This window comes from Clostridium sp. YIM B02555, from assembly GCF_022320955.1.
Taxonomy (GTDB): Bacteria; Bacillota; Clostridia; order Clostridiales; family Clostridiaceae; genus Clostridium; species Clostridium saccharoperbutylacetonicum.
Map to the genome: position 1 here is coordinate 239,980 of NZ_JAKJJY010000004.1, position 20,494 is coordinate 260,473.

The 20,494-nt window shown below is 28.2% G+C and carries 18 protein-coding genes and 1 pseudogene; 15 read left to right on the forward strand and 4 right to left on the reverse strand.

Annotated features, from left to right (window positions below; translation table 11 throughout):
- Nucleotides 1–174: 174 nt before the first annotated feature.
- From L3B98_RS08730 to L3B98_RS08745, 4 genes are all read left to right on the forward strand, one after another.
- On the forward strand, nt 175–1,065 hold the full coding sequence (locus L3B98_RS08730; protein ID WP_238916334.1) for a PHP domain-containing protein: 891 nt from the start codon (nt 175–177) through the stop codon (nt 1,063–1,065).
- A 142-nt stretch (nt 1,066–1,207) separates the two neighbouring features.
- A complete protein-coding gene (locus L3B98_RS08735; protein ID WP_238916335.1) occupies nt 1,208–2,446 on the forward strand; it encodes an MFS transporter in 1,239 nt (412 codons plus the stop codon).
- Nucleotides 2,447–2,556: 110 nt separating this feature from the next.
- Entirely contained in the window at nt 2,557–3,171 is a 615-nt protein-coding gene (locus L3B98_RS08740; RefSeq protein WP_015392407.1) for a sugar O-acetyltransferase, read from the forward strand.
- 242 nt (nt 3,172–3,413) lie between these two features.
- Entirely contained in the window at nt 3,414–3,974 is a 561-nt protein-coding gene (locus tag L3B98_RS08745; RefSeq protein WP_238916336.1) for a nitroreductase, read from the forward strand.
- Nucleotides 3,975–4,066: 92 nt separating this feature from the next.
- Here L3B98_RS08745 and L3B98_RS08750 read toward each other — a convergent pair whose 3' ends face one another.
- Complete coding sequence (locus L3B98_RS08750) at nt 4,067–4,894, reverse strand: MerR family transcriptional regulator (RefSeq protein ID WP_238916337.1); 828 nt, start codon at nt 4,892–4,894, stop codon at nt 4,067–4,069.
- A gap of 103 nt (nt 4,895–4,997) precedes the next feature.
- On the opposite strand from L3B98_RS08750, the gene L3B98_RS08755 reads away from it, so the two are divergent.
- The 7 genes and pseudogenes from L3B98_RS08755 (at nt 4,998) to L3B98_RS08785 (ending at nt 11,382) form a co-directional block, all read left to right on the forward strand.
- A complete protein-coding gene (locus L3B98_RS08755) occupies nt 4,998–5,336 on the forward strand; it encodes a multidrug efflux SMR transporter (protein WP_238916338.1) in 339 nt (112 codons plus the stop codon).
- A gap of 1 nt (nt 5,337) precedes the next feature.
- The gene (locus tag L3B98_RS08760) at nt 5,338–5,652 is read left to right on the forward strand and encodes a multidrug efflux SMR transporter (RefSeq protein WP_238916339.1); all 315 of its coding nucleotides are present in this window, start codon (nt 5,338–5,340) and stop codon (nt 5,650–5,652) included.
- A 277-nt stretch (nt 5,653–5,929) separates the two neighbouring features.
- Nucleotides 5,930–6,736 (forward strand): annotated as a pseudogene (locus L3B98_RS08765) (zinc ABC transporter substrate-binding protein).
- Between the two features lie 142 nt (nt 6,737–6,878).
- Entirely contained in the window at nt 6,879–8,507 is a 1,629-nt protein-coding gene (locus L3B98_RS08770; protein ID WP_238916340.1) for a permease, read from the forward strand.
- Nucleotides 8,508–8,534: 27 nt separating this feature from the next.
- Nucleotides 8,535–9,317, forward strand: coding sequence for a TIGR03943 family protein (locus L3B98_RS08775; protein WP_015392414.1), 783 nt, complete (start codon nt 8,535–8,537; stop codon nt 9,315–9,317).
- Nucleotides 9,318–9,704: 387 nt separating this feature from the next.
- Nucleotides 9,705–10,898: a metallophosphoesterase gene (locus tag L3B98_RS08780; RefSeq protein WP_238916341.1), complete on the forward strand. Its 1,194-nt coding sequence runs from the start codon at nt 9,705–9,707 to the stop codon at nt 10,896–10,898.
- Nucleotides 10,899–11,058: 160 nt separating this feature from the next.
- Nucleotides 11,059–11,382, forward strand: a complete 324-nt coding sequence (locus L3B98_RS08785; protein WP_238916342.1) for a thioredoxin family protein — start codon at nt 11,059–11,061, stop codon at nt 11,380–11,382.
- On the opposite strand, the gene L3B98_RS08790 is transcribed toward L3B98_RS08785, so the two are convergent.
- Nucleotides 11,375–12,313, reverse strand: a complete 939-nt coding sequence (locus L3B98_RS08790; protein WP_238916343.1) for a DMT family transporter — start codon at nt 12,311–12,313, stop codon at nt 11,375–11,377. The genes L3B98_RS08785 and L3B98_RS08790 overlap by 8 nt on opposite strands.
- 589 nt (nt 12,314–12,902) lie before the next feature.
- Here L3B98_RS08790 and L3B98_RS08795 point away from each other — a divergent pair.
- From L3B98_RS08795 to L3B98_RS08810, 4 genes are all read left to right on the forward strand, one after another.
- Nucleotides 12,903–14,771: a beta-glucoside-specific PTS transporter subunit IIABC gene (locus L3B98_RS08795; RefSeq protein WP_238916344.1), complete on the forward strand. Its 1,869-nt coding sequence runs from the start codon at nt 12,903–12,905 to the stop codon at nt 14,769–14,771.
- A gap of 83 nt (nt 14,772–14,854) precedes the next feature.
- Nucleotides 14,855–16,261, forward strand: a complete 1,407-nt coding sequence (locus L3B98_RS08800; RefSeq protein WP_238916345.1) for a glycoside hydrolase family 1 protein — start codon at nt 14,855–14,857, stop codon at nt 16,259–16,261.
- Between the two features lie 250 nt (nt 16,262–16,511).
- On the forward strand, nt 16,512–17,360 hold the full coding sequence (locus L3B98_RS08805) for a PRD domain-containing protein (RefSeq protein ID WP_238916346.1): 849 nt from the start codon (nt 16,512–16,514) through the stop codon (nt 17,358–17,360).
- A gap of 69 nt (nt 17,361–17,429) precedes the next feature.
- Nucleotides 17,430–18,965 (forward strand): FGGY-family carbohydrate kinase, encoded by a 1,536-nt coding sequence (locus L3B98_RS08810; protein WP_238916347.1) that lies wholly within the window; start codon nt 17,430–17,432, stop codon nt 18,963–18,965.
- 158 nt (nt 18,966–19,123) lie between these two features.
- Here L3B98_RS08810 and L3B98_RS08815 read toward each other — a convergent pair whose 3' ends face one another.
- Together L3B98_RS08815 and L3B98_RS08820 are read right to left on the reverse strand one after the other, a co-directional pair.
- The gene (locus tag L3B98_RS08815; protein WP_238916348.1) at nt 19,124–19,783 is read right to left on the reverse strand and encodes a FusB/FusC family EF-G-binding protein; all 660 of its coding nucleotides are present in this window, start codon (nt 19,781–19,783) and stop codon (nt 19,124–19,126) included.
- A 288-nt stretch (nt 19,784–20,071) separates the two neighbouring features.
- Nucleotides 20,072–20,350, reverse strand: a complete 279-nt coding sequence (locus L3B98_RS08820) for a CD3324 family protein (RefSeq protein WP_238916349.1) — start codon at nt 20,348–20,350, stop codon at nt 20,072–20,074.
- Nucleotides 20,351–20,494 lie beyond the last annotated feature (144 nt).

Consider the following 20,494-nt stretch of genomic DNA (forward strand, 5'->3'; position numbering starts at 1 on the left):
GCATGAAAATATATTAAAGTTGTACTTAAATATGTAGTTTAATATATTTTTCGTGATAAATACTTTGTAAATAGACTTTATAAAGTTGGTTTAGGAATATTTGTATTAATATTTATTTTTGGAATTATAAAATTAGAAAAGAAGATATTAAAAATTAAAAAGGAGAGATTTATAATGAGTTATATTGATTTACACATGCATTCAAATTGTAGTGATGATGGTGAATTTAAGCCAAAGGAATTGGTTGATTTGTGTTTGAAAAATCAAATAAAATATTTTTCTATTGCAGATCATAATAGTGTTAATGGAATAAAGGAAGCAAAAGAATATTGCATTGGGAAGGATATTAAAATCATTCCAGCAATAGAATTAGATTGTACAATTGATAAAGTTAATTTACATGTTTTGGGATATGGAATAGATTATGATAAGAAGATATTTTATGAAATTGAAGAAAATATTATTAAGCAGGAACAAACTGCATCAAAAAAGCGTATGAAATTGATTCGTGAATTAGGTATAGAATTCTCAGATGAGGTTATAGCGACCTTATCTAGAAATGGAGTAGTTAATGGTGAGATGATTGCTGAAGCTGCTATGGAATTTGACAAGGAACATAAAAATCCACTGCTTATGCCTTATTATGAAAATGGATCAAGAAGTGATAATCCGTATGTTAATTTTTACTGGGATTATTGTGCTCAAGGTAAACCAGCGTATGCTGAAGTGAAATTTATTAACTTGCAGAAAGCAATTAAAATTATTGAAGAAAGTGGAGGAATACCCGTACTTGCGCACCCTGGAAACAATGTTAAAGAAAATATTAACTTATTAAAGGATATTATTTCATATGGTATTAAGGGGATAGAGGTTTATAGCAGTTATCACAGTAAAGAACAAGTGGCATTTTATAAGGAGTTTGCTTTAAAAAATAAACTGCTTTTAACTTGTGGAAGTGACTTTCATGGAAAAACTAAACCTAGCATCTCTATTGGTGGAACAGATTGTGAAAACAATGAGGAGCTTATTATATCCGAATTAAAAGAGTTAATACACTTATATTAGAATTAAAGATTAGCGAAGTAATATGCGCAGTATGTGTTATTTAAAATTAGGGGAAAAATGTATTATTTATAATTAATTTATTAATATGCTTTCATAAATAAATTTCGATATAGAATGAGTTTATAATAAAAGGCGGAAAAATATGAAAATAGAATTACTAAAGTTAAATAGAGTAAACATAGTGTTTATGGGGTTAGTCATCATAAATATATGTGTATCCTATATTGCTGGAAGTACAGGAATTTATGCAGTTACAGCATTTCGTGAATATGGTAGATTAGACTTGTTCAATGCAATGTTTATATTAGAGCCTTTAGCTAGAAGTTTTTCATTACTTATTTCAGGCAGAGCTGGAGAATATTTTGGTCGTAAACAATTATATATGTGGAGTGTGGGTGCTTTTGCTCTAAGCATAGCAATTAGTTCAGTAGCAACAAATGGAGTTACCTTTCTTTTAGCTAGAGGTGCTTCAGGTTTCTTTTGGGGACTATTCTTTGCAAATGTATTTACAATGATAAATGACATAATGTCAGAAGAATATCCAGTTAGAATTGGAATTATGCAGACGATCTATTCTTTAGTGCTTATTTTGGGCCCAATACTTTGTGGATTGCTTACTGAAAGTTGGAATTGGCGTGTATCAATCGCTATTTTGCTTCCTTTATTTGTAGTTGGAATGTTACTTGTGGGTTGTTTTATGCCGAAGAGTAAAATAAGAAAGAAAATTAATGTAAATATTGTAAAAGAAAATTCTAAAACTGAAAACTTAAATGAAGATAGAAAAAATAGAAGAGAATTACTAATTTTACAATTACTAAAGCAAAGGGGATATGGTGTAATTATTTTAATTACTTTCATAACTACATGTATTTCTTGCAGTGGTAATTATATACCACTTTATGCGCAAACTATTCTAGGTGCAAATACGGCTATTAGTGCTATTGTGCTTGCTCCGTGTAATATTTTCGTAATGGCCTTGTCAAGTGCAGCTGGTGTATATATTTCAAAGAAAGGTTGTACAAAGACTATTTTTATTCTAATGTCAGGAACCATCTTTATAGGAACATGTATTTATGTAGCAACATTATTTATCTCTAGTTACTTTGTTATTATACTATCAACGGCAATTATAGGAATTGGAGTTGGGATACATCAAGTTGTTCCATTTGCCTTTGCACAGAGGCATTTAGAGGATAAACTAATAGCAGAAGGAATATCATTCATTAGTTTTGTGCAAGGAGTTGCAGGAGTTATTGCTGGAATGATATATTCGGCAACCATGAAGAATGGAATTGCATTTTCGTTAGCATTTACAGTAGTTTATAGTTTTACATTAATTTTAATTACTATATTAAAATATAAAGAACCTCAAGTTGAGTAGAATACAAGAAAGAACAATACGTTAATAGGATAATACGCAAATATTTATTTAAAGATACAAAAAACCAAAATAATTATATTAATTAAGGTAAATAAAAGGAGTGGAAAGAAATGAATCAAAAAGAAAGAATGTTAGCAGGATTACCATATAAGGCTTGGCTAGATGGCCTAAGTGAAGAAAGAAGAGAAAATAAGTTGAAAATATATGAATATAACTTACTTAGACCAGATGAAAAAGACAGGATGAGTGAACTGATTGAAGATATACTTGGGAAGGCTGGCGATAATATTTGTATAGAACAGCCCTTTCACTGTGACTATGGAAAAAACATTGAAGTAGGCAAAAACTTTTTTGCTAATTATAATTGCACAATATTAGATGTTGGAAAGGTGAAAATAGGGGATAATGTTATGTTTGCACCTAATGTATCAATTTATACAGCAGGACATCCTATTCATCCAGATTCCAGAAATTCAGGGTATGAATATGGAATAGGAATAACCATAGGAGATAATGTTTGGGTAGGGGGAAGCGTTGTTATAAACCCTGGAATTCATATTGGAAACAATGTTGTAATAGGTTCAGGAAGTGTAGTTACTAAAGATATTCCAGATAACGTGATAGTAGTAGGAAACCCAGCTAAAGTTATTCGTGAGATTACAGAAGAAGATCGTAAATATTACTATAAAAACAAGGAATTTGACGTAGAAGATTTCAACGTTTAAAGCAATTTTGTGTATTCATATATCAAAATAAAAGACTTAAGAAATAGAGAGCCAATGTATGTGTGATATTTTGTAAATTATGTTATAATGAGTGTTATTAATAACTATAGTTTAATAAACAATAGTAAGATATGATGAATTAAATATTGTAAGGAGTAATAAATACTTAATGATTTAATTTTTAAAATAAAATTCTGTAATATAAAAAATACGATTAATCATACTAGAGGGGATGAATAAAAATGGAAATTTTAGAATGTATTAATAGCAAAAGAAGTATTAGAGCATATACAGATGAAATAATACCTGAAGAAGTTCTAAATAATCTAATTGAACTTGGTACAAAATCATCAACCGGTTCAGGTCTTGAACCATGGGGATTTGTAATTATTCAAGATAAAAATGAAATAAATTCATTATCTGAAATGACAAAACAATATTTATTAGATAATTTTGAAAAATATCCTTATTTACATCAATATGAAAATTGGTTAAAGAACCCACAATATAGTATTTTCAATCACGCAAGTACATTGCTGATTATTTATGGAAATGTAGAATCTCATTGGCATGTTTATGATTGCAGTCTTGTAGCAGGAAATATTATGTTGGCAGCTCATAGTATAGGAATTGGAACTTGTTGGATTGGATTTGCAGAGCATACTTTAAACACAAAGGAATTTAAAGAAAAGTATGGTGTTCCAGAACAATATGAATTGGTTTGCCCTATGAGTATTGGATATATGAAAACTAAATTGACACCACCAAAAAGAAAAAAAACAATAATATTTAATAAAAAATAAAAGATACAATATTCATATATTGAGTATTATAGGTGGACAATCCCACCTATAATTTTTATGGCCATATTTCAACATTGTATTAAAACATAGCCTTATTTTTTTATTAAAATAGAAGTTTTTATAACAAAGTTTTCGTAACCAGATACAGACAATTCATCTAAAATCACATCTTCAAAAAAATACTCACCTAAATTTAAATTATTTTCATTAGCAAAGTCAAGAATTTTTAAATAGGTTTCTCCTATAGAGTCATATCCAGTTGTATGATAAGCAGTTAAATAGTTACCTGCTTCTTTTTTATATAAATTATTTTCTGCTAATGGTGCTGAAATTTTTGTATAAAAAAAGCTATATAAATTATAATTGGCTGTTTTTACATTTTCTAAGCTAAGCATTTGTCCAACAGTAAATGGAGAGATAATATTATTTTCAGTACAATATCTCATATGGTTTGCAAAAGATAGTGGGATATTTCCATAGTCTGAATTTGGAAGTGCATTTGAAATGAAGAATAATTCCATTTCCTCCTTTGATATAAAAATTTTTTCATCATTTATATTGAATATTGATTGAGTTGTTTTTACTTTTTGAGAAATTAAATTTTTTATAGCTAAGAGTCTATTAATTTCTGCATCTATTTTATTATTTTGATTATTTAAAAGAGCTATCAATTCATTTGGAGTTCTTATATCTAAATATGCTTTGATTTCTTTAAGCGGCATTCCTAATTCTTTTAAAGCTGATATAACAAAAAAAGGTTCAACTTGAAAAGCAGAATAATATCTATATTCATTTTCTCCTTTAATTTCTGGTGAAAATATTCCTAATTTATCATAATGAAAAAGCGTATGTTTAGTAACGCCAACAATTTTGGCAAATTCACCGGTTGAGAAATAAATTTTTTGATTTTTATTCATCATAAGAAGACCTCCTATTGACTATCGTGTAACACTATACTTTATTATATGAAATATAAAATTAGACTTCAAGGAGAAGTGAATATATTTTAAGGAGCGAAATTTAATGAATAGAAATTGGATATTTATAATAATTTCTGGAATTATAGAAGTACTTTGGGCTACAGGATTAAAATACTCAAATGGTGTAATTACTTGGATAGGAGTAGTAATGCTTATAGTTTTATCCTTCTGGTTATTGTTTGAAGCAACAAAAGAAGTTCCAGTTGCAACAGTTTATGCTGTTTTTACAGGAATAGGGACAGTGGGGACAGTTTTAACTGGGATGTTTTTTTTTAATGAAGCTTTTAGCTGGAACAAAATATTATTTATTACTGTACTTTTAATAGGAATATTAGGTTTGAAAATTGTTACACCAAATTCAGATACGAAAGGAGAAATTTAATATGGGGTGGATATTTTTAATTTTAGCTGGCTGCTGTGAAGTATTTGGTGTTGATAGTATGAATAGAGTAATGAAATATAAAAATATACAGTCTTATTTAAGAGTATTTGTTGGATTTGCATTCAGTTTAACTTTTTTATCCATGGCAATGAAAACTCTTCCTATGGGAATTTCTTATGCAGTTTGGACAGGAATCGGAACAGTGGGAGGAACCCTTGTGGGTATGATATTTTATGGTGAATCGAGGGATTATAAAAGGATTTTATTTATAGGTATGATTTTAGTTGGAGTAATAGGTTTGAAATTGGTAGCATAAATAATATTGATTTATTTTGGTTCAACTTAAATCTTTGATAAATTTAAAAGTTAAAAAATTAGAATAATATTTGAGGTTAAAACTTACCATAAAAATATAGATGGTAAGTTTTTATTTTTAATCCTACTATAATATGGATTTGCTATTTTAATGATTGGTTGAGAATTGTAAATTAAAATAGCTATTGTTAAATTTTAATATTGTTGACATATTTAAATATTAATAGTAGTATTATTAAATGCAAATGCAAATCATATGCATGTGGGGGGGTGCAAATATGAAAAAGAAAATTATTTCAGGAGTTTTAGCTTTAATGACAGGTATTTTACTAATAGGCTGTGGGACTAATACCTAAACAACATCAGATAACGCTTAAAAAGCAAAAGCTGATAAATTGAAAATTACAGTGTCAATTTATCCATTACAAGAATTCACAGAAGAGATTGCAGGAGATAAAGCAGAAGTTACCTGTTTAGTCCCTAAAAACGTTGAACCACATGATTATGAGCCCAAAGCGCAAGATCTTGAAGTGCTAACTAAAAGTGATGCTTTTATTTATAATGGACTTGGGATGGAGAGTTGGGTTGATAAAGTTAACGACGTAATAAAAGATAAAAAAATACCTATTGTAGGGCCAACTAAAGGAGTAGAAGCAAGAAAAGAAGAAAATGCCATCGATCCTCATAGTTGGTTAAGTTTAAAAAATGCAGAAATACAGTCTGAGAATATAAAAAATACCCTTGTAAAATTAGATGAAAAGAATTTTGTAACAGGACATGCTGCCTTTGGTTACTTGTGCAGAGATTTTGGTTTAACACAAAAGTCAGTAGAAAATCTATTTGGAGAAGGTGAACCTACGCCTAAACAATTAGAAGATTTAGTTAAGTTTTGTAGAGAAAGCAATATAAAAACTGTTTTTTCAGAATCCCTTGCAAGTCCTAAGGTATCAGAAACATTAGCGAATGAAGTAGGTGCAAAGGTGGTTCCGATCTTAACATTAGAATCGAAGGAAGATGATAAGAGCTATAGTGAATCAATGAGATATAATTTAGATGAAATTTATAAATGTTTAGAAAATGAATAAATGAATTAGTGTAGGAATATTTATAAGTTAACATAAAACATTAATACTAAGTTTCTTTTGAGAATATTTAAGAGGTTGTAATTTTTATCAGCTGGTAATATAATTCTTTTATGAAAAATGATTACAATAGGGAGAGTGAAGGATGAAAACTAAAATAAATATTGTTTTGGGTTTTATTGGATCTGGAAAAACTAGTTTTATAAATTCTATGTTAAAGACAGATGAATTGGCAAATGAAAAAATTGTAATTATCCAAAATGAATTTGGAGAAACCGATATTAATGATAAACTATATAATTCCAATAAATTAATGAATATTATTAATTTAAAAAATGATTCAAATGAAGATATTACTGATATGTATATAAGAAATATTTTATTAAAGTATTCTCCGGATAGAATATTCATTGAAGAAAATAGCATGAAAAATCCTAATTCTATTATTAATATTTTTAATGACAAGTCCGTCAAAAAATTATGTAAAATTGATGATATTGTAGCTATAATTAACGCAAAACAATTTTTCATACTTTTGAAAAATCTAAAAAATATTATAAGTAATCAAATTTTTAATAGCGATAGCATAGTATTAAATAGTATAAATGAATTAGATAAAAATGAATTTAAAAGTATACAAAAAGAAATTAAGAAGATTAATGAAACAGCTAGTCTTATAGAATATGTCCCTAACTTAAATATAAAAGAAATTTTTCAAGAGGAGTTTAGAGAAATAAGAAATAGAAGTGATTTTTCTATTATGAAAAACTTGTTTTATATAGGGGGACTATTATTACTATTTACTTGTTTAGTATCTCTTTATACGTGTGATTCTATTAGCTATAATGGTTATTTAGTTATGTTTCAAAAATTATATATTACATTTTTAAGTATTTTAATTCAAGGATTACCATTCATTTTAGTAGGAAGCTTTGTGTCTGCAATAATACAAATTTATGTTTCTAAAGATACATTTATAAAAATATTTCCCAAAAATATTTTTTTATCATGCATATTAGCAGCTTTTGCTGGTTTATTATTTCCTATATGTGACTGCGGGACAATCCCGGTTGTTAAAGGATTTATGAAAAAGAAAATACCTATAGGTGCTGGAATTACTTTTATGTTAGCTGCACCTATAGTAAATCCAATAGCTATTATTTCAACAATGTATGCTTTTCAAGGCATGAAATCAGTAGTAATTTATAGAGTTTGTTCAGGAATAATTATTGCAATAGTGGTAGGCTTAATTATGCAACTTTCAATTAAAAAAGGGGAAGAAATATTAAAGGATAATACTAATTTAACAAGCTGTAATTGCGGGCTATGTGATAATGAAGATAATACTTCAGAAAATAAGTTTGAGAAAATTAGATCGGTGTTTATTCACGCTGGGGAGGAATTTTTTAATACAGGTAAATATATGATAATAGGTACAGTTCTTTCTACCATTTTTCAAAATGTAATATCATTAAATAACAAGGGTTACCTTCCTAATGATAATAGACTTTCACTTATATTTATGATATTAATATCTTTTTTACTTTCAATTTGTTCAACATCAGATGCATTTGTTGCAAAAGGTTTTTTGACACAGTTTTCTATAAACTCTGTAATGGGGTTCCTAGTAGTTGGACCAATGCTTGATATAAAAAATGCAATTATGCTTTTTGGTAATTTTAAAAATAAATTCGTTTTAAAGTTAATGTTTTTTGTTTTTCTAGTATCATATTGTGTTTTAATAAACATTGGGTTAATTTACTTATCATATTAAATCTTATATATTATTGAGGTGAAAAATATGAAAAAATTAGATATGGATGTAATATTAAAAATGCTGATATTATTAGGTTTTTCAATATTTTATCTTGTGATTATTTTAAATAATCAAATATTAATTTATGTACATCCAAGAATTGTTCCATTTGCAATATTTGGAATGATATCGATGTTTATAATTGCATTATTTTTTATTCCAGATAGTATTAATAATAGAAAAAGAAAAATTAAGCTGAAAAATTATGTTGTCTTTGCAATTCCATTAATCCTAGTATTCTTTATGCAAAGTACTAATGCAAATTCATATACTGCTTCTAATAAAGATAAAAATACTGATATTACAGATAATTTGGATTCTGCTGGTTCAACATATGAAATATATAGTGGTAAAACTGAAAGCAATGGACAAGGTGTAGTTAATAAAAAACAATTAGATATTAGAAATAATATTATTGAAGTAAATCAAAGAAATTTTGTATTTTCCATTGATGAAATTATAGATAATATTGATAAATATGAAGGAAAAGAAATAGAAATAGCAGGATTTGTTTATAGAAATAAAGAACTAAAAGAAAATGAGTTTATATTAGGAAGGTTTATGATGGTATGCTGTGCTGCTGACATGCAAATTGCTGGACTTAGATGTGATAATAATAGTTTAGAATCTTACAGGAATGATACTTGGGTTAAAGTTAAAGGAAAAATTAAAAAAGATACTTATGATGGTGCAGTAGATCCGATTATAGTATTAGAACATATAGAAAAAGATAATAATCCAGATACTTCATATGTATATCCATTTTAATTGAAATTCATACTAGAATATAAATAAAATTATTAATATAAAAATATACAGATAGTTGAAGCTATTTAAGTTTTTGCTTAAAGTAGATCCAACTATTTTTTGTTATAGCTTATTGCATATTTAGATTAAAAATAATTTGTTCTTTAATAGAATAATCAAAGAAATTTTAACAATTAAAGTCGAGGAAATAATTATAATTCCTAAAACATAAATTATACTTTTTCATGAAAAAGAGCCTAATTCGATACAAATAATACATAAATATAGTATGAATGGCTGTGGTAATTTTGTTAGGATAAATATGGAGATGCAAATATATTGACATTAATAGCGTTAAGAATTATATATTAAATATAGATTCACTTAATTAATACCATATTAGAAATTATGGAATTGGAAATTTTAAAAAATTTATCAAAAGAAGAAAAGAGGTTAGTTATGCTAGTTGCTGTAGTTATTCTTAGTGTATTTATTATTTATGGTCTTACTAATTTAATGATTGCTAAAGAGGCAATGACGTGGATTCTTATAATGTGGCCAAGTTTACCTCACTATATTTTTTATATAATTTATTCAATTTGTGCTTTATCAGTTTTTATTATGCTTTCTTTGCCTGCCAGATATAAAGTGCGAAAGTATATAGCTTGTTTATCATATTATTGGATGGGGAGTTATTTCTATCTGCTGTTAACAACTTTAATTTCAATTATAATAGTGTTTCTTTGCTTCCGGTTTGGTCCAGTTAGTCCAGATTTTCAACGGCAAGTAGTTTTGATTAAAGGTTGGCTTGTATTTATGACTGTTTTAGGTACATTAATCTATGGAAGGATTAATGCGAAAAATATAAAACTTAAATCTTATAATGTAAGGATTAATAAGAAAGCTGAAATTAGTGAATTGAAAATAGCCTTAATAAGTGATATTCATTTGAGTGGCATAAACAATTACGAGCATTTTAGTAAAGTAATTAAGAAAATAAATAGTACAAGTCCAGATATTGTATGCTTTTCTGGGGATATTTTTGATAGTGATTATTATGCAATGGAAAATCCAGAAAGGATACAAGAATTGTTGAAGGAGATCAAATCTAAACATGGAATATATGCTTGTATGGGGAATCATGACGCAGGTAAAACTTATAAGGAAATAATTGAGTTTCTTGAAAAATCACCCGTCAAGGTTTTAAATGATGATTACATTAATATTGAAAATGAATTTGTAATAGCTGGAAGGAGGGATTCAAGTCCTATTGGATATCATGGTGAAGCAAGAGGACAACTTCTTGATTTAGATGAGAAATCTAAGGAGTTACCCGTTATTGTACTAGATCATCAGCCTTCAAATATTAAGGAATATAATTCAAATATAGATCTTGTTTTATGTGGCCATACTCATAGAGGACAAATTTTTCCTCTTAATTATATTACAAATGCTATATTTGATGTTGATTATGGATATTATAGAAAAGACAAAGATAGTCCTCATGTGATTGTATCCTCTGGGGTAGGTACTTGGGGTCCTCCATTTAGAATTGGTACTAATAATGAAGTGGTTAGCATAAATGTGCTTTTTAGGAAATAATTTTTGGTAAGTTGTAAAATGATGTGAAATTTTCTGAACTTGCTAAATTTGGTAAGTAACTATTATAAGATTAATAATAAAGTAATGCTCAGCAGTAGGTTGATGTATAATGCTTAGAGTTCAATTAATTACATATATGTAATTGAGAGGTGGGATTTGTTTGGAAGAAGTAACATATCAGGATAGAATTGATGACAAGATTAATAATAGTAAAATGCTTATTTTATATTTTAGCAATAAAGCATGTGGAGCTTGCGAAGTCATTAGGAGCAAGGTTGAGAAGCTTTTAGAATTATATCCTGAAATTAATATTATAGATATAGATGGTGAAAAGGAAATGGAATTTGCAGCAATGAAAAGTGTTTTCTCCTTTCCTTTATTAATACTCTATATTGAAGGTAAAGAGATAATTAGAATCGGAAGAAATATTGATTTTCTTGAATTTGAAAAAAGTATTGATAGATACTATAAATATCTTAGTTAGTATTATTTTGAGTTGATAATCCAGGTAAAATAGATGAAAGTGAACCCAAAAGTATAAATAAAATACCAATAAGCATATTATATGGAATAACTTCATGTAATAAAATTAATGCAAGAATTGGTGCTAATATTGGTTTAAAGAAGAAAACTAAAGAAGTAACTTGTGCTGAAGTTTCTTCCATTGATTTAAAATAACAAGCAAATCCAACACCAGTATTAATTATACAAATATACGATACAATAGGAAGAGTGCTTAAAGTGTAGCCTGTAAATAAAGGTATATTTGAGAATATTTCAAGGTTATTAGAATAAAACAAGTTTGCAATAGGAGATATATGACTTAAACCAATTAAAGCTAACATTTCAAGACTTCCAAATAAAAAACCAAAGCAAGTAACTACGATACCTCCATATTTAGCGCATTTCTTTTTACCGGAAACTCCATAAAAAGCAAAAGTTAATGTAGATGCAATTGTAAGTATGGTGCCAAGTACACTAAGTTGTGTATTTAATGGATTTATTATGATTATTGTTCCAACAACTTCAAGAATTAAAGCAAGAACATTGTTTTTGTGAATAGCTTCTTTCAATAGAAAGAAAGCCAAGATTGTAACAAAGACTGGATTGCAGCTAAATAAAACAGCAACAACAGAAGCCTTTGAGTTTTGGACTGCCAATTGATATAACACCATACTCACAACAGTACCTAAGAAACCTAAAAAAGCAAAATAGCGCAAATCTTTAGCTGAAATAGAAGAATGTTTTTTATGAAGTGCATTTAAAGCAAAGGGAATTAAAAATAACCCACCTATAAAAAATCTAGTAAAAGTAAGCTGTATAGGATTAAATACTCCAGAAATAAACTTTAGTACGATTTCCATTGTACTAAAAATAATAGTTGTCAAAGCTATACATAAATATCCCTTTTTCATGATAACACCTCCAAATTTGATCTGTATTGGTTAAAAAATACTTAGTAACTTAAAGGAAACTTTAAATATTATCTAGCTTTAGTATATAATCACAGCACATGTAATGTTAATACATATTTTATATATTTTTTAATAGGAGATCCTAAAATTACAACTAAACGTTTAGCGTTGTAAAGAAAGAATAGTTGTTTGCCACAATATTTACAAGATTATATTGATATTGTGAGAGAAGCGTTATAAAAAAGAACTCACAATATTTAGAGATACTTGTTAGATAAGCTTATCTGTGATATTACAGAAGAATTCCTTCATTATATTACTATTATTATAAAACAACGAATTTGATGTGGAGGATTACCGTTAATTTTTATAAATAATTAAAACTTGACTTTGTGAAAACGTTTATGGTAGTATATAAACATAAAATGAAATATATCATAGTAGACGTGCTACTGGTAATGCAGGCAAGATCGAATCAATCGTTTAGATTATTTTTATATAATCTAGCTATTTGATTTGGTCTTTTTTTGTTGAATGGCCATGAAACAAAAAGCTAAAAATTGTGTAAATATTTTAGGAGGAATTAATTATGGATTATGCAAAAATAGCACAAGATATTTTGAAAAATTTAGGTGGAAGGGATAATGTAAAAGAATTATCTCATTGTATGACACGCCTCAGATTTAAATTAAATAATTCATCTAAAGTAAATAAAGACGTAATTTCCAAAATCGAAGGGGTTATTTCAGTTGTTGAAGGTATGGGACAATTTCAAGTTGTAATAGGAAACAAGGTTACAAAGGTTTATGATGAAATGATTAAATTAGTACCGGAATCAGGTGTTTCAACTTCAGATTCTGCTGAAAGACAAAGTATTGGGAATGCACTTTTATCTGGTTTATCAGGCATCTTTGTTCCTATAGTTCCTGCTATTGCTGGATCTGGTATGGTTAAAGGAATTTTAGCAATTTGGGTACTATTTTATTCAAATAAATATGGAATTGATGTAAAACAATATCAAAGCTATATTATTTTAAATGCATTATCTGATGCTGTATTTTATTTCTTACCTATATTTTTAGCATTTACAGCAGCTAAAGTATTTAAAACTAGTCAAGTATTATCAATGATTATTGCAGCAACTTTATGTTATCCTGCTTTCACTGCACTTATGACAGGAAAGGATGCAGTTGATTTTTTAGGACTTTCTGTGACAAAAGCGCCTTATACCTCTTCTGTAATTCCAATTATCATTGCAGTATGGGTACTATCTTATGTAGAAAGATTCTTTGAAAAACATATACCAGAAGTATTAAAAATTATTATGGTTCCAACCTGTGTCTTGCTTGTGATGCTTCCTGCTACAATTTTACTATTTGGCCCTATTGGAATATATTTAGGAAATGCTATTAATTTTGCTTATAAAGCTATTTACACATTTAGTCCAGTTTTATGTGGAGCTTTTATTGGAGGATTATGGTGTGTGTTGGTTATATTTGGAGCACATAAAGCTTTAGTTCCTATTGGTATTAATGATGTTGCACAAACTGGAAGACAAAATCTTTTGGCTTTTGCAGGTGCAGCTAATTTTTCACAAGCTGGTTCTGCACTTGGAGTATTCTTCAAGACAAAAAATAAGCAATTAAAAACAATTTCTATGTCTGCTAGTATTACTGCTCTTTTTGGAATTACAGAACCTGCTATCTATGGTGCAAATCTTAGATTAAAAAAACCAATGGTATGTGCTGTAATCTGTGGTGCTATTGGTGGTGGAATTATGGGAATTGGAGGATCTTATGGAAATGCCTTTGCAAACCAAGGTATTTTAACAATACCTGTTTATGCTTCAGCTGGATTAGTACCATTTCTAAGTTACTTAGGTGGCTGTGCTATTGCATTCTTTGGTTCTGCTATTTTAACTTATATAGTTGGATTTGAGGATATAGAAAACGATGAGGAAGAAGATAAAATTGATAATTTAGCTAAAAATTCATTTTTTAGTGATGACCTTGAAATTACTTCTCCATTAAAAGGAAATATCATTCCATTAGCTGAGGTGAATGACAATGTGTTTTCATCAAAGGTTATAGGTAACGGTGTAGCTTTAATTCCAGCTGATGGAATAATAAAAGCTCCTGCTGATTGTAAAGTTGTTTCACTATTTCCTACGTTACATGCTATAGGCTTAAAATTAAATAATGGAGCTGAACTATTAATTCATATTGGAATTAATACAGTAGAATTAAGAGGAAAACATTTTGAAGCATATGTAAAACAAGGTGATTACGTAAAAAAGGGAAATAAACTAATATCATTTGATATGGATAAGCTTAAAGAAGCTGGATATGATATTACAACACCAGTAATAGTGAGTAATACAGGAGATTTTGCAGATGTGAGTCCATGTGAAAGTAAGTATGTATCAGATAACGATATAATTATTTCCCTAGCAAAATGAAATTAAACATACTAATATTAACTGTTTTAATTTAAAGCACAAAAAGAAATAAAAAGTCTATGTGATTAACGAGGAGGATTTACATGAATAAAATATTTCCAAAAGATTTCTTATGGGGTGCATCATCTTCTGCCTTTCAAATTGAAGGTGCATGGGATGAAGATGGTAAAAAAATGACTGTAGCTGATTATAATTCTTTTAAGAAATCTGACATACAAGCTGATACAAAAGTAGCTTCTGATTTTTATCATAATTTTGAAGAAGATATAGATTTAATGAAAGAATTAGGAATGAAAACTTACAGATTTTCTATATCATGGGCAAGAATTATTCCAGATGGTGAGGGCGAAATTAATCAAAAAGGAATAGATTTTTATAATAAAGTAATCAATAAATTAATTGAATTCAACATTGTGCCTTTTGTAACTTTATATCATTTTGATTTACCTTTTGCTTTAGTTGAAAAATATAATGGATGGGAAGGTAGAGAAACTGTACAAGCGTATGAAAGATTTGCCAAAATTTGTTTTAAGGAATTTGGAGATAGAGTTAAGTACTGGCAGCCTCATAATGAACAAAATTTAATTGTCAGAGTGGAAGAAAGAATCAATATTTATGATGAAAAAGATCCATTAAAAATTGATAAAATGCGTGCTCAAATGGATTATAACATGTGTTTAGCACATGCTCTTGCAGTTAATGCATGTCATGAAATGATAAGTAATAGTAAAATTGGGGCAGCTGTATCATCATCTGTAACCTATCCACTTACATGCAAGCCAGAAGATGTTTATGCTTCACGCATGAATGATAATTTTAAGGTTTATTATATGCTTGATATGCATTGTTATGGTGAATATCCAGGCTATTATTCAAAATATCTCAAAGAACGAGATATAATGCCTTATATTGAACCAGAAGATAAGGACATCTTAAAAAGAGCAAAAATGGATTTTATAGCAGTGAATTATTATAGAACAAATTGTGCGGAAGCTTTACCAGTTGATGATAATCATCCGTATGGAACTAGAGAAGGTACTGTAGACTTTAATCTATATGGATTATTTAAAATGTCCATGAATCCTAGATTGAAAGCTTCTGAATATGGTGCTTCAATCGATCCGTCAGGTTTGCGTGTTGCATTAAATGAGTATTGGCAAAGATATCATCTGCCTATTATAATAACGGAAAATGGATTAGGAACTCCTGATGTTTTAGAAGATGGAAAAGTTCATGATGACTATCGTATTGACTATTTAAGAGAACATATAAATGCTTGTGCCTTAGCTATAGAAGATGGTGTTGAAATGCTTGGTTACTGTCCATGGTCATTTATGGATCTTTTAAGTTCTGCACAGGGCTTTAGAAAACGTTATGGTTTAGTTTATACGAACAGAACTGATCATGATATATTGGGATTAGAGAGAATAAAAAAAGATAGTTTTTATTGGTATAAAAAAGTTATAGAAACTAATGGAGAATTAGAATAAAGTACTAGAATTACTAAATTATTTAATCATATCGATGAAAATCCTCGAGAGTCTCATATATTTTATAGAACATTGAGTATATGCATCTTGTAGTTACATATACTCAAATGACAATAAAGTGAAACTTTTCATATGGAGTTTTACAGATGTTAGTTATCAGATAAAGCAAAATACATTATTGAACTTTTCTAAACTCACTTAAATTAACTCTATTTATTTAGAATACAATGATGAGATTGGAGTGCTAAGTATGCATATTACAAAAATATTAAATAATTCCTTGGTACTTGCAAAGGATACAACAGAGAATGAAATGATTTTAATGGGAAAGGGGATAGGACATAAACATACTATAGGCTATGAATTAAAAAAAGAAGAGATTGAAAAAATTTTTGTTCTTCATGATGAAACTATGAAAAGAAATATTATACAGCTAGCTGCTGAAATTGACGAGGTTTATTTCAATATTGCACAAACTATTATTGATTACGCAATAACAAAATATAATATGAAATTAATGAATCATATATATTTAGCATTAACTGACCATATTGCATTTGCTGTAAAGCGGTTTAAATCTAATATTGTAATAGAAAATAATTATTTGTTAGAAATTAAAGATTTTAATCCTAATGAATATGATATTGGAATATATGCACTAAGAATAATTAATGAAAGCTTAAATTTGGAACTTCCACAAGAAGAATGTATAAATATTGCTGGTCATTTCATTAATGCTCAGCAGGATAACCCTTATAGTGAAAAAAACAAGAAAATTTCTAAAATAATAAAAGATATACTGGGGATTGTTCACTATCACTTTGCAATTATATACGATGAAAATTCATTTTACTATAAACGCTTTATAACACACCTGAAGGCTTTTTCTCAAAGATTTCTTGATAATCAGCCTAGTAAAGAACAAGTAGATTTTATTTATGAACAAATAAGGACTAATTGTAGTGCAGAATACGAATGTGTAAAAAAAATTAATACTTATATTTATAATGAATATTCTAGAACTCTTCCTATTCAAGAAGAATTGTACTTAATGATACATATACATAAAATTTTAGGAGAATTGCAGGAGAATATTTAAAATGTCCTTATTGCCACTACTTCAATATTATAAAAAATTAAAAAAATAATTAGATAAGGAGATTTATATATGGGGATCATTTTGGTAATTGATGTAGGAACTTCGAGTATGCGTGGTGTATTATATTCCAAAAGTGGAAAGGTACACAAGATTATTCAAGAAAAATATTCTCCAGAATATCTTATTGATAATAAGGTTGAGCAAGATCCGTTTACATTTAAAGAAGCTCTTGTTAATATAGTAAAACAATCTGTTGATATTGTAAAAGCTTTATCTGATGAAATCATTGGTATTTCACTTACATCCCAACGTTCTTCTATGATTGCATTAGATTCTGAATATAATCCATTACGTAAAGCTATAATGTGGCAAGACAGGCGAACACTTGAAATATGTTCAAATTTATCTCAACACGAAAATTATATTTATGAACGAACAGGTTTAAAATTGAGTCCGGTTTTTTTAGCTCCTAAGATAGCATGGTTAAAGCAAAATGAAGAAGAGATATACAAAAAATCGTTTAAGATTGTTACTATAGCAGATTATCTAATGTGCATAATGACTAATGAGTTAAGAACTGATTATACTTATGGCAGTAGAACTCTATTAATGAATTTACATACTCTTAAGTGGGATGCTGATTTACTTAACTTATTTGATATAGATGAAGATAAATTATGTACTTTGGGTGGACAAGGTTCCATTGTGGGATATACAACTGATGATTTTTCAAAACTATCTGGATTAAAAACAGGGATTCCTGTAATTTCAGCTGGTGGTGATCAGCAATGTAGTGCAATGGGAAATGGTGTGATTAATGAAGGTGATACTCAAGTGACCACAGGAACAGGATCATTTGTTATTACTTCTTCTGACAAGATTCATATTGATCCAGTTAGTAAAGTTATTTGTAGTGTTTCTGCGGTTCCTGATAAATATATTCTTGAAGCTAGCATATTAACATCTGGAACTATTTATAATTGGTTTAATAATAATTTTTATTGTAGTGATGAAACTGCTGAATATAACTATGATAAAATAAATTTCGATGCAGAAAGTTCTGAGCCAGGTTCTAATGGTATTATTTTATTGCCATATTTTCAAGGCAGTGGTTCACCCAATTGGAATCCAAATGCTACAGGTTTATTTCATGGTGTTTCACTTGGTACTAGAAGAGGGGACTTTTCACGTAGTATATTAGAAGGAATAGCAGCAGAAATAGGTGAAAATCTAGATATACTACGCTCATATGTAGGAAAGATAGCTAGAATTAATATTTCTGGTGGGCTTACTAAAAATCCCCTTTTTAATCAGATACAAGCTGATATGTATGGAGAATCTGTAAATTTACCATCTGATTTTGAAACTACTGCTCTCGGTGCATTTGCAAGTGCAGCTGTAGCTTTAGGTCTACATAAATCTATAGCTGAAGCATTAGAATGCTCAAATAAATATAAGGAAAACACAGTTTATAAGCCTATTTTAAATAATATTGAAATTTATTATAATATAAAAATTCGTAGAAAAGCTGTTTATAATGATTTATATAATGGAAATAATCAATTGAATTATTCAGATTCTAAGAAGGTTTCTATTGTCAGATAAACCTAGTAGTAAGAAAAAAAGTATATTAAAGATTAATAAAATAGGATTATAAAAAAGCTTAGTTTTATGTTACTAGGCTTTTATATTATTTGAACTAATTATAAAAACAAATACTATTCTTAAGTAAAATAAGGAGGGAATTTATTTTTATAAAGCTATCACTTTAAATTGTTAACTTCCTTTAAAATTTCTTCAAGCTTTTTAGTAGAGGTAATTCGTTCGTTGCATTTCTCACTATCTAAACATACGTCAAAACCTATTGATTTATAAGCACCTTCACCAGTATAATTCGTTTTACAAATAGCAGAGACAAATGCTATTTCATCTTCCTTACCCATTCTATTACAAAGTGCACACATATGAGTGTTGTTTGAACTATGACTTGTTAGTGTACATGTCATACCAACAAGCTTATCCATCATATTATAAGCTATAAATAATTTTCTAGTTGAGTCATCAAACCAGCCTAAATAAACTTTCTTTGAAGTTTCTTTATCTAGATTTGGTAATTTAAGTTTCTTTTCTTTTTTAAATAACTTGCTGAGTTGAGCAGTTGTTGGGATTTGCATTCCATATACATATTCCTTCAAACTAGACAAATATGAATCAATATATAAAGGATCATTTATTTTAGTGATGTCTAATAATTCTTTTTCTTCCTCTGATAAGTTTGGAAAAATATTTAATATCTTATCACATATATAAGACTTAGTAGCCTCAATAATATTAGTGTCGGAAGTTCCTTTATAAGCGTTATTTAAATCCTCCATACATTTCTTAATATAATTGTATTCATGTTTTTTTATGAAAGCGTTCATAAAATATAGCACCTCTTTTCTATTGTTATCATTCATAAGTCCGCTGTAATAAATATGTGTTTAATTTCGGTAAGTTTTGCATAAGTCTAATTCTTGGTTTGGACATCTATAGTTGTAAACAAAAGATGATTACTACCACTTAAGTTTAAAGCAATAATAATCATCTTTTATATAAAATATAATATATATTCACAATCATTTTACTTTTGATAGCCTTATTGATTTCTTCAATAAAATCATAACATGATTTTAAATAAGGCTTCAATCTAATAAACAGTTCTGTAATGATTATGAGCATATGAGTTTTTCTTTACTAATTATTCGTCTTATACTCTTTTCTGAAAGGTAATACTCATTAGTTAATTCATTAATAGTAGCACCACTAATGTACTTTTTATAAATTTCATTGTTTCTTACCTTAAGACTACTTTTTATACCACTTTTTTCTCCCCAGGCTTTATGATTTTCATCTTTCCTAGGAATATAAAGATATTTTCCATCCACATATTTTTGTATAATTTGAACAATTTCCTCTGGTAACACATCTTGTGCTTTTGCATATTTCATTTCCTTACTCCTCCACTTTTTAGAAAGTATTAAAGCAAAGAATACAAAAAAGCTATGTGTCACAGAGCCTAAAACATGTACGCATTCCAGCTAACTTAACAGCTTAGGCTCCAAACAAAGCATAGCCGACTTTGTATAGTCTTT

Bases quoted from the DNA above. Each gene is read 5' to 3' on its own strand.
- L3B98_RS08730 (WP_238916334.1), top strand. From the start codon at position 175: ATGAGTTATATTGATTTACACATGCATTCAAATTGTAGTGATGATGGT.
- L3B98_RS08735 (WP_238916335.1), top strand. From the start codon at position 1,208: ATGAAAATAGAATTACTAAAGTTAAATAGAGTAAACATAGTGTTTATG.
- L3B98_RS08740 (WP_015392407.1), top strand. From the start codon at position 2,557: ATGAATCAAAAAGAAAGAATGTTAGCAGGATTACCATATAAGGCTTGG.
- L3B98_RS08745 (WP_238916336.1), top strand. From the start codon at position 3,414: ATGGAAATTTTAGAATGTATTAATAGCAAAAGAAGTATTAGAGCATAT.
- L3B98_RS08750 (WP_238916337.1), bottom strand. From the start codon at position 4,894: ATGATGAATAAAAATCAAAAAATTTATTTCTCAACCGGTGAATTTGCC.
- L3B98_RS08755 (WP_238916338.1), top strand. From the start codon at position 4,998: ATGAATAGAAATTGGATATTTATAATAATTTCTGGAATTATAGAAGTA.
- L3B98_RS08760 (WP_238916339.1), top strand. From the start codon at position 5,338: ATGGGGTGGATATTTTTAATTTTAGCTGGCTGCTGTGAAGTATTTGGT.
- L3B98_RS08770 (WP_238916340.1), top strand. From the start codon at position 6,879: ATGAAAACTAAAATAAATATTGTTTTGGGTTTTATTGGATCTGGAAAA.
- L3B98_RS08775 (WP_015392414.1), top strand. From the start codon at position 8,535: ATGAAAAAATTAGATATGGATGTAATATTAAAAATGCTGATATTATTA.
- L3B98_RS08780 (WP_238916341.1), top strand. From the start codon at position 9,705: ATGGAATTGGAAATTTTAAAAAATTTATCAAAAGAAGAAAAGAGGTTA.
- L3B98_RS08790 (WP_238916343.1), bottom strand. From the start codon at position 12,313: ATGAAAAAGGGATATTTATGTATAGCTTTGACAACTATTATTTTTAGT.
- L3B98_RS08795 (WP_238916344.1), top strand. From the start codon at position 12,903: ATGGATTATGCAAAAATAGCACAAGATATTTTGAAAAATTTAGGTGGA.
- L3B98_RS08800 (WP_238916345.1), top strand. From the start codon at position 14,855: ATGAATAAAATATTTCCAAAAGATTTCTTATGGGGTGCATCATCTTCT.
- L3B98_RS08805 (WP_238916346.1), top strand. From the start codon at position 16,512: ATGCATATTACAAAAATATTAAATAATTCCTTGGTACTTGCAAAGGAT.
- L3B98_RS08810 (WP_238916347.1), top strand. From the start codon at position 17,430: ATGGGGATCATTTTGGTAATTGATGTAGGAACTTCGAGTATGCGTGGT.
- L3B98_RS08815 (WP_238916348.1), bottom strand. From the start codon at position 19,783: ATGAACGCTTTCATAAAAAAACATGAATACAATTATATTAAGAAATGT.
- L3B98_RS08820 (WP_238916349.1), bottom strand. From the start codon at position 20,350: ATGAAATATGCAAAAGCACAAGATGTGTTACCAGAGGAAATTGTTCAA.